Source organism: Streptomyces sp. NPDC001156, from assembly GCF_053598275.1.
The window spans coordinates 1-1,146 of sequence record NZ_JBSFJX010000564.1; the positions used below are offsets into that span (position 1 = coordinate 1).

Annotated in this window: 1 pseudogene; it reads left to right on the plus strand. The window is 73.6% G+C overall.

The window, feature by feature from the left end:
- Positions 1-1,146, plus strand: a pseudogene (locus ACWDA7_RS53145) (2OG-Fe(II) oxygenase); the annotation flags it as partial.

A 1,146-nucleotide genomic window follows, 5' to 3' on the forward strand; every position in this document is an offset into this window, starting at 1 on the left:
CGAACTGAACGAGCTGATCGACGACGAGATCACGCTGAGCTGGTGGACCCGCCCGCACGGCACCGGCGGCGAGCAGATCAACCTGCCCGTCGCGTACGCCGAAGTGTGCGCCACCACCGAGAACAAGGACCTGACGCCCTACCAGTCCGAGTACGAGGGCTACATGGGCAACTACGGCAACACCCTGGACCGCTGGTACCGGCGGGCCGCCGTGGTCCTGTGGCCCCGGCAGCGGTCGTTCACGGCCCGCGCCGAGGCCGGCTCCGAGGGCGCACTGCGGGAACTTCAGGGCCACCTGGATGCCGGGGACCTCGACCGGGCGCGCACGCTCGCCCGGTCGCTCGCCCCGTTCTGGAAGCACCACGGTTCGGGCGAGGCGGCCGCGGCGCTCTTCGCCGCCGCCCTGCCCGTCGCGGTGGGACTGCGGGAAGCGGCCACTGCCACGATGCTCCTCGCGCCTTTCGGGGTGGAGACCCTGGGCGAGCGGCACGCCCCGGGTCTCGCGGCAGCGGCCGCACGGTACGGAAGGACATGGGCTCGCGGGGCCGTCAGCAGCTGGTTTGGCACGGTTGGCGCGTACACCGGGGCCGACCGCGCGGCGTGGCTCGAATCGCTGCCCGGCCTGTGCACCGCGCTGCAGGCCGCCGACGGCGATGGGGACGCGATGGCCTCGCCGCTGGCCGAGGGTGCCTGGCAAGCAGTCGAGCAGCAGCTCACCAGCTGGCTCGGCGTCGGCCGCGAGACGGAGCGCCGCACAGGAATGGAGGGGCTGGGCGCATCGCTGGCCCGTGTCCTGCAGGCGGCAAAGCCCGAGACCGCCGACGCCATCGCCGCCACGCTGCGCGGCCTGCCAGACACCGCCCTGGAATGTCTGCTCCCCGCCCTGCGCACCGCGGCCCGCCACCAGACGACCATACGCGATGGCGCACCCGCCGCCCGCGCCTTCCAGACCCTCGCCGACCACTGCGAGGACCGGCTCACCGCGGCCCTCACCCGCCCCGTACGCGCGGCCGACGACTGGTCCCTCACCCCGGCCGGGACATGCCGGACTGGCTGCGGACTCTGCCCCGACTTGGACGCCTTCCTCACCTCCCCTACCCGCCACGTCATGGAGTGGCCGCTCGCGAAGGACGGACGCCGCCACCT